At 50.9% G+C, this 8,467-nt stretch carries 5 protein-coding genes and 1 rRNA gene; 1 reads left to right on the top strand and 5 read right to left on the bottom strand.

Annotated elements, in window-relative coordinates; all coding sequences use genetic code 11:
• A 5S ribosomal RNA gene (gene rrf, locus FE845_RS15245) occupies positions 1–112 on the top strand; the annotation flags it as partial.
• Positions 113–177: 65 nt separating this feature from the next.
• On the opposite strand, the gene FE845_RS15240 is transcribed toward rrf, so the two are convergent.
• The 5 genes from FE845_RS15240 to FE845_RS15220 all read right to left on the bottom strand — a co-directional run bounded on the left by FE845_RS15240 (position 178) and on the right by FE845_RS15220 (position 8,463).
• Positions 178–858 (bottom strand): sensor histidine kinase, encoded by a 681-nt coding sequence (locus FE845_RS15240; protein WP_200366450.1) that lies wholly within the window; start codon positions 856–858, stop codon positions 178–180.
• Positions 855–2,507 (bottom strand): tetratricopeptide repeat-containing response regulator, encoded by a 1,653-nt coding sequence (locus FE845_RS15235; protein WP_200366448.1) that lies wholly within the window; start codon positions 2,505–2,507, stop codon positions 855–857. The genes FE845_RS15240 and FE845_RS15235 overlap by 4 nt, the downstream gene beginning before the upstream one ends.
• The gene (locus FE845_RS15230; protein ID WP_200366446.1) at positions 2,504–6,025 is read right to left on the bottom strand and encodes a PAS domain-containing hybrid sensor histidine kinase/response regulator; all 3,522 of its coding nucleotides are present in this window, start codon (positions 6,023–6,025) and stop codon (positions 2,504–2,506) included. The genes FE845_RS15235 and FE845_RS15230 overlap by 4 nt, the downstream gene beginning before the upstream one ends.
• Positions 6,026–6,078: 53 nt before the next feature.
• Positions 6,079–6,585: a hypothetical protein gene (locus tag FE845_RS15225; protein ID WP_200366444.1), complete on the bottom strand. Its 507-nt coding sequence runs from the start codon at positions 6,583–6,585 to the stop codon at positions 6,079–6,081.
• Positions 6,586–6,681: 96 nt separating this feature from the next.
• Positions 6,682–8,463 (bottom strand): sodium:solute symporter family protein, encoded by a 1,782-nt coding sequence (locus tag FE845_RS15220; RefSeq protein ID WP_200366442.1) that lies wholly within the window; start codon positions 8,461–8,463, stop codon positions 6,682–6,684.
• Positions 8,464–8,467: the final 4 nt, after the last annotated feature.

Here is an 8,467-nt window from a genome sequence, read left to right as displayed (position 1 = left end):
ACGACCATAGCGGCTTGGAACCACCTGATCCCATCTCGAACTCAGAAGTGAAACAAGCCAGCGCCGATGGTAGTGTGGCACTTGCCCATGTGAGAGTAGGTCATCGTCAGACTCTTAATACCTAAAACCCCCTCCGGATCCCCGGTGGGGGTTTTTTTATGCCTGAGATTTGCTTAATCAAGGAAGCCAAATTTCAAAAACCCCACCGCCAAGTTCACCACCGTTGTGAAGCTTAATACAGCCGTTTCGATCTCCTTCGCTATGCAGACTGGCCACGGCAGAAACAAAGAAAAGCCCAAGGCTGGTGCTACCAGTATTGAAGTCCAGAGACTTGAAGCTCAGCGTTCCGGTGTGTTGCATACTCTTTGGATAACCCTTTCCGTCATCCTCTACTCTGATTACAAGAAACCCCTCGTTTTCTCGTGCGCTTAACCTGATTTTGCTTTTTGTATAGCGAATGGCGTTGTTAATGATGTTGTTCAGTGCTCCCGTTAGAAGGTTTGCATCAAAAAAACCGTTTATCGGCTCAGCATCAATAGAGCACTCAATACCAAGCCCCTCAAGAAGAGGCGAGTGTCTGGCAAGGTGATCTGACAAAAAATCTGGTAGGTACTGCTCTTCGATATGCGCAGAAAGGTTGTTTTCGCCAAGTCTATAGATGCCCAAAAGCTGTACGAGATCGTTGTGTATGCGCTCAGCTTCATATTGAAGGGTGTTAAAACTATTGGAGTCTTTTAGATTGGTTGCGTGTTGTGCTCTCAATTCATCCAGCGAGTTAAGCAGCATTCCTAGCGAATTTTTCATATCATGCACTGCTAAAGCTAAAACCATGGAAAAGTCGATATTTCGATTGTTCATAGGTTAAGAGCCTCTAGTTTGCGTTTCAGTGCTAAGTAGCGCCTGTACTGAGCATGCTGTTCAGGAAGGTCATCCAAACAGTTCAGATGTTGTTGGCAACGTTCCAACAGAGCTTTCCTGTTTTTGCTGTTGTTATTGTACTGTTTCAGTAGCACCTGAACCTGATTGAGGTTCAGCGCAGGATGGGTGGGTATTATTTCAAGTGCTTTGGAGAAGATTGCCTCTGCTTCTGATAGGTTGCCAGACTCGAAAGCCGCAATACCTTCCCGGTTGAAGCGACGGGCCTTTATTTTAACGCGAAAGCTGACTGGCTCATCCAGTAGGCTTTCGATTTTTCTCGCTGAGTCAGGTTCATCTCCGTAATGCTCTGTCAGTTCGCCAAGTATTGCTCTTGCTTCCTTCCCAAGCTCAAGCCGGTATAAGGTTCTGGCATAGTCCAGCCCTGCCTCTAGCTCCAAAACATCGACACCACTTAGTTTTGCTCGCACGCTCTCTAGAATAGAGTGGGCTTTATCAAAATGCCCCTGACCCGCATGAACCCTGCACTGAATGACCATGCTATGAAGTTCAAGTATTTCGTTGTCCGGGTATCGCTTCTCCATGCTTTCAAGAACCGACAAAGCCTCATTCGCGAGTTTCTCTCCCTCGATGCTTGTGTTCTCATCGCTTAGTTCGTAAAGAGCTCTACTCAATGAAAGGTGGTGGTTGGCACTGTTATGAATGGAGTGAGCTCCAAGGCGAACCGTTTGGCGCCATGCCTCGGCAGCCGTCTCCATGTCCTGATTGGATTCAGCGAGCTCCGCTAAGTGTTTTTGCCGGTGGAGCGCATTAGGGGACTGGTTTATCGCCTGCGCCAGAATCCTCTGGGCTTTTCCGGGGTTATGCTGGCGTTCAAGGCCTTCCGCAAGAAGGTCGTAAGCCTCCATATAATCAGGGTGACTGTCGATCATACGCTGCAAGCTTTCAACGGCCTCTGCGTACCGGTGATTGGCAAGTAAAGCCTTGTTTCGCCCAAGTCTTGCCCAAGACAGCTCACGCTGGGCTAGAGCCTCGTCATAAACTTTGATGGCGTGGGTTAGATCCCCCAGTTGCAGGTATAACTCCCCAAGGGTTTTCATTAGCCAAGTTCTGTAGCGGGGTAGCCGTGTAATCGCAGCAGTGCAAAGTGAAATCGCTTCCGGGTAGTTTTGACGATCGATTTCGCGATTGATCGCAAGCAGGGCATTGCGTTGATTAATCAAACTAACGAGGCGCTTCTCCAGCATTGCCCGATTGATTGGTTTTGCGAGATAGGCGTCTGGCTGGTATTCGCGAGCACCCATGACCATTTCTCTGGATGTCTCGGATGTGACCATTAAAAACAGTGACGATCTTCTAAGAAGTTTCTTGTGACGCAGTTCTTCAAGAATGTGCTGTCCGTTTCTGCCTTCACCCAAGTTGTAGTCACACAGCACGACATCAACGTGATTGTAGGTGCAATACTGTATAGCTGCTTTGGCATGGGCAACTAGCTCTATATTATTCGCACCGCAACTGCGAAGCATATGGCGCATTGAGATCCTGAAGTTCTCAAAGTCGTCAACCACCAAGTAAGTTAGCTTCCCGAAGGCACTAGTATCCGGTGCGGAAGCGCTATCGGGCGTGCTCATGAGCGTTTTTGCTTCAGGAGCTTGTTCACCATAGCTCGTAGGGCTGCCGGTTTAACCGGTTTATATAGAATCTGATATCCGCGCTCGATAGCGTCATCGCGAACTTCAGATGCCATATAGCCAGTTATTAAAATACCTGGAATGTCGCATCCGACTGATTTACGAATTGCATCCATTGCATCGAGACCGTTCTTATCATCATCAAGCTGGTAGTCCGCAAGTATAATATCTGGTTGTTTGGATTCCAGTTGCTCTAACGCATGCTCAAGGCTCTCCGCAGCGGTAATATCGCACTTCCAGTTTCCTAAAAGAGCGACCATTCCTTGGAGTATCGCCGGGTCGTTGTCGATACAGAGTACGCTCAGCCCACCAAGGCTGGAAACGCGGCGGGCGCTCGTTGTTGCTAATGTTTCAGCGGCTCTATAGGCCTGATCCGCAGCAGCGAGCGGAACCGTAATGCCAAAGACGCTACCTTTGCCCTGAATTGACTGAACACTCACAGGGTGATTGAGCATGCCACTGATTCGGTCGACAATCGCAAGGCCAAGACCTAGGCCTTTTTTGTCTCGCCCATGCTGGAAGCGTCGGAATTCTTCGAAAATGAAGTTGAGCTGATCATCTGGAATACCTGGACCAGTATCCCAAACCTCAATGCGAAGGTAGCCTTTCAGGCGCCTGCAGCCCAACAGGATTTTTCCTTCGGGAGTGTAGCGTATTGCGTTGGAGAGAAAGTTCTGTACCACTCGCCTGAGTAGTTTGGAGTCTGAGTAAACCCAAGCGCTGCTTGGTACTACATGAAGTTTCAGGCCTTGGTCTTCTGCGATGGCAGTAAAGTCTGTGGCCAGATGGCGCATGATGTCGTTTACCGGAAAGACCCCAAGGTCAGACTCCAAAGCGCCAGCGTCGAGCTTGGATATATCTAGAAGGGTGCTGATGATCTCCTCAGCTGCACCCAGTGAGCTATCGATATGGTCAACAAGATCTTTGGTTTCGGTATTATTGGCTTTACCGGCAAGCGCGGATGTAAATAAGCGCGCAGCATTTAGGGGCTGTAATAGATCATGACTGGCGGAGGCAAGAAAGCGAGTTTTGCTCTGATTGGCTTGTTCGGCAACAGACTTGGCTTTGAGCATTTGTTCGTTAATAACCTGCAGCTCTTGAGTGCGTTCTTTCACCCGTTGCTCAAGGTACGTGTTGGTTTCTTTCAGCGCCTGCTCCGTGCGGCGCATTGGTGTGATGTCCTGAAATGTGGTGACGTAGCCACCGCCGGGAATCGGGCTGCCATCAACACGAACGATGGTGCCGTCCGGCCTTTGGCGCTCGTAGGAAATAAGCTGGCCTTCACGCATGCTGGCGTAATGATCGGATATGATTTCATCGATACGTCGCGCGGGCAGGTTGGCGTTGGTCAGGTTGTAGCGCATTAGGTCTTCTGCCGGGCGTCCGACTCTTACGAAACCTTTTGGATAGGCGAAAAGTTCCAGATAACGGTGATTCCAAACAACCAGTTGCTGCTGCTGGTTGACCACCGAGACGCCAAGGCTAATGTTTTCGATAGCCGACTGTAGTAGTTCTCGGCTAAACGTCATGGCTTGCGACGCCTCGTCAACAATGCTGACCACATCTTCAATCTGCATGTCGCGGCCAGTCAGGGTCGACTCCAAAACCACTCGGGCAGTCGACGCACCAATCACCGATGCGAGTTGGCGTTCTATATATTTCATCAAGTGAGAGGAAGCTGGACGGTGCGGATGCAGCCTAACCGCGTTACGACGCTCATAGTTACGGAAAACGGTTTCTGAGCGTTCCTCTCCCATGAATCTGTCGCTAAGTGCTTGCAAGTCAGAGGTGAGTATTTCACCCTGCCAACCTTGATGGTGAACCGTATCGCCTTTTGGATGGGGATCGTGGAAGAAAGAAGCGATTTGGATTTTTTCGCGCACCCGTTGACGAGTTACTAGCGAAAGCAGAATGTAAACCAAGGTGTTAATGCCAAGGCTCCAGATAATACCGTGGCTGGTTTGGTCGAGCTGTAAACCGAAAAGTGCAGTCGGCCTCGTCCAGCCAAGGCCCAATATACCCTCGTTGATGAGAGAGTCAGTGAACCAGCCGGTTGACGTTAAAGCGGGGAGGAGCAACGTGTAGCACCACATAAGAAAGCCGAGCGCTAACCCCCAAGCGGCGCCGGTTGCATTCCCACGGCGCCAAAGGATGCCTCCCACAAGCGCTGGTCCAAATTGTGCGGCGGCTGCGAAAGAGAGTAGCCCGAATGAAGTCAGGCTATAGTCTTCTCCCGCCATCCGGTAAAAGCCGTAGGCCGTAAGCAAGACGATAAAAATAGCCACTCTACGAATGCCCAGCAGGAGGGAGCTCAGGTCTGTCTGGCGGTTCATCCGCGGCCGGAAAAACTTGAGCAGGGCTGGCATGATAATTTCATTGCTAACCATGGTGGCAATGGCGACCGAGCACACGATAACCATAGCGGCTGCCGCTGAGCCACCGCCAAGAAACGCAAGGATGGCCAGCCATTCTTTACCGGCCATAATGGGCAGCTGCAGTATAAGAATATCGGGGTTGCTGGCCATGGCTTCCGGCGCCAGCAGACCAGCAGCCGCAATGGGTAGAACGAATGCGCTGGCTACAATGAGATAAACGGGCATCGCCCAGCGTGCAACTTCAAAGTCCCGGTGGTCGGCATTCTCTACAACCATAACGTGGAACTGTCTCGGCAGGCAGATGATGGCAAGCATGGCAACGAGCGTTTGTGTTATGAACGCCGGTGCTTCAATAGCATCGGTTGTTAGAATACCGGTCAAATCTGCCTGTTTTACATTATGAACAAGGTCCCCAAAACCATTGTAAAGCCCGTACCCAACAAAAAGCCCGACGGCGACAAAGGCGACAAGTTTGATTAATGATTCGAAAGCCACAGCCTGGATCATGCCGCGATGGTGTTCAGTGGATTCCAAGTGGCGGGTACCGAAAAGCACAGTAAAGACAGTTAGGGCTAGGGTGATGTACCAAGCCGCATCGTTCCAGGCGGCGGTACTCAGTTCCTGAGCACCAACGCCTGTGTCTGAGAGTACACTGAAGCCCATGGCGATGGCCTTCAGTTGAAGTGCGATGTAGGGCACGCTGCCAATTAGTGCAAAGGTAGCGATCATGGCCGCGAGTAATTGGGATTTGCCGTAGCGTGAGGCAATGAAGTCTGCGATAGAGGTGCTGTTGTTGCGCTTACTTATATAGATAATGCGGCGTAACAGCGGTGCACCGAAGACAAATACCAGCAGCGGACCAAGATAAATTGGTAGGAATCCCAGCCCTTCTTGGGTGGCGCGACCAACAGCGCCATAGAAGGTCCAGGATGTAAAGTAGACCGCTAAAGATAAAGAATAGACGTGGGTTCTGGCAAAACGCTTGCGATACAGCCCGGGGTGCTTATCACCTGCCCAAGCGATGATAAACAGGATTGAAATGTAGGTGATGGAAATTAAGACCAGCAGCCAAACACTAATCATATTTATGCATTTTCCTCAGGTAAGACGGGTTGCCTGAACAAGTCGCTAGAATGTTAGCCGGGACATACCGTGGAATAAAGCGGGTCGACCGATTCCAAAACCTTGAGATTGTCTACCCGTGGTGTTCCATCAGAGCCAATAGGAATGAGTTCGCGGGTTGCGCAGTTAATGATGTGTACGCGGTGCGAAACGGTGTCTGTCACTTTCTGCTCAAAGTGGTAAAGCGTGAATCGGACTATGTCCGGGTTATTGGTATCCCGCCCAATACTGTCTGTATCTACAGTGGAGAATGCGGTCACATACGGATAGACCATAGACCATGGGCGCCAGAAAATCCCTTTGCGTTCTGTGCTCACTACGATTGCCTCGTCAGGCAGGCGCGATTGCTTGTGGTCAAACCACGTGTACTCTCCGTAAATCAAATATCCCAACATGCCAGCGCCGGCAAATACTGGAATAATCCACTTAGGCGCCATGTTGCGAGTAACCGCCCGGATACCTAAAGCGACGCCAGCGGCACCAAGGCCGCAGAATACAGTGGCGACAAGAGTCCAGAACATAAAAGTTATCCCTTAAAAAAGAACGGGCTTCCTCACAGAGGAAGCCCGTTTAGAACAACCCGTCAACTCGATGAGTTAATCAGGTCAGTTTATTGCTTAGTGGTCTTGAGCTTGCCCGGCACCGCGAGGGTAGCGAACGCTTTCAACCAGCTCCTGAATCTCAACGGGCGGCTCTTCAGTTGCATTTGCTACAGCAAAGGCTACCGCAAAGTTGACCAGTGCACCAATGGCCCCAATCGACAGAGGTGAGATTCCAAGTACCCAGTTCGCTGGGATGTCCGCCAGGTTGGCTGTGCCCGGAATGAAGAACCATCCCTTGTACACAAAGATATACGACAGCGTGAATACCAAGCCGCTCAGCATACCCGCAATCGCCCCGGTATTGTTGATGCGCTTGGAGAAAATACCCATCATCAGCGCGGGGAACAGTGAGGCAGCAGCAATACCAAAGGCCAAGGCCACAACTTGAGCCGCAAACCCGGGCGGGTTGGCACCCAAATAAGTTGCCACAACGATCGCAACGGCCATGGAGATACGGGCTGCCAATAGTTCGCCCTTATCTGTGATGCCCGGATTGATTGAGCCTTTAATCAAGTCATGGCTGACTGCCGAAGATATGGCTAACAGGAGACCTGCCGCTGTCGATAGTGCAGCAGCAAGGCCGCCAGCAGCAATCAAGCCGATAACCCAGCCAGGAAGATTAGCTATTTCGGGGTTGGCGAGTACGATAATGTCACGGTTCACATCCAGCTCATTGCCTTCCCAGCCACGAGCTTCAGCCTGTGGCTTAAACGCTTGGGCGGCTGGGTCGGATCCGTCATTATACATCTGGATGCGGCCATCTTCGTTTTTATCAACGTACTTGATCAGGCCGGTGACTTCCCACTCTTTCACCCACTGTGGGCGATCCTCGTAGCGAATCGGCTCGGCAGCTGTGCCATCGGGGTAAACGGTTGTCATCAAGTTTAACCGAGCCATGGACGCAACAGCAGGCGCTGTCAGGTACAGGAGGGCAATGAATACCAGAGCCCAACCTGCCGACCAGCGAGCATCAGCAACCTTCGGAACTGTGAAGAAGCGGATGATAACGTGGGGGAGGCCGGCTGTACCGATCATCAGGGTCAGGGTGAATAGAACCATGTTCAGGTGGCTATCAACATCTGCGGAATATTCACTGAAACCAACATCAGTAATGACCTGATTCAGCTTGTCGAGAATCGGCATGCCAGAATCAATGTGTGTTGAGAACAGGCCCAATGCCGGAACAGGGTTGCCGGTTAGCTGGAAAGAGATGAAAACCGCAGGAATGGTATAGGCAATGATCAGAACAATATACTGGGCAACCTGTGTGTAGGTGATACCTTTCATGCCACCAAGTACAGAGTAGATGAAGATCACAACAGCAGCGATCATCAGACCGGTTGTAGAGTCAACCTCCAAGAAACGAGAGAAAGCAACGCCAGCGCCCGCCATCTGGCCGATAACGTAAGTAAGCGATGCTACGATTAGGCAGATGACTGCAACCAAACGAGCTTGCTTGCTGTAGAAGCGATCACCGATAAACTCTGGAACCGTGAACTTACCGAACTTGCGCAGGTAAGGCGCCAAGAGCATTGCTAGCAGAACGTAGCCGCCGGTCCATCCCATTAGGTAAGCGGAGCTTGCATAACCACTAGCGGCAATAATGCCTGCCATGGATATAAAGGACGCAGCAGACATCCAGTCGGCACCAATAGCCATACCGTTGGTGATTGGGTGAACACCGCCACCGGCTACGTAGAAGTCTTTTGTGCTGCCAGCCTTGGCCCAGACAGCAATAAGGATGTAGATGAGGAAGGAACCACCTACAAACATGATGTTGATTGCAAATTGGCTCATACGC

Source organism: Marinobacter sp. 1-4A (genome assembly GCF_016597725.1).
Taxonomy (GTDB): domain Bacteria; phylum Pseudomonadota; class Gammaproteobacteria; order Pseudomonadales; family Oleiphilaceae; genus Marinobacter.
The sequence above is the reverse complement of the archived record's forward strand: the minus strand, read 5'-3'. Positions and strand labels throughout refer to the sequence as shown.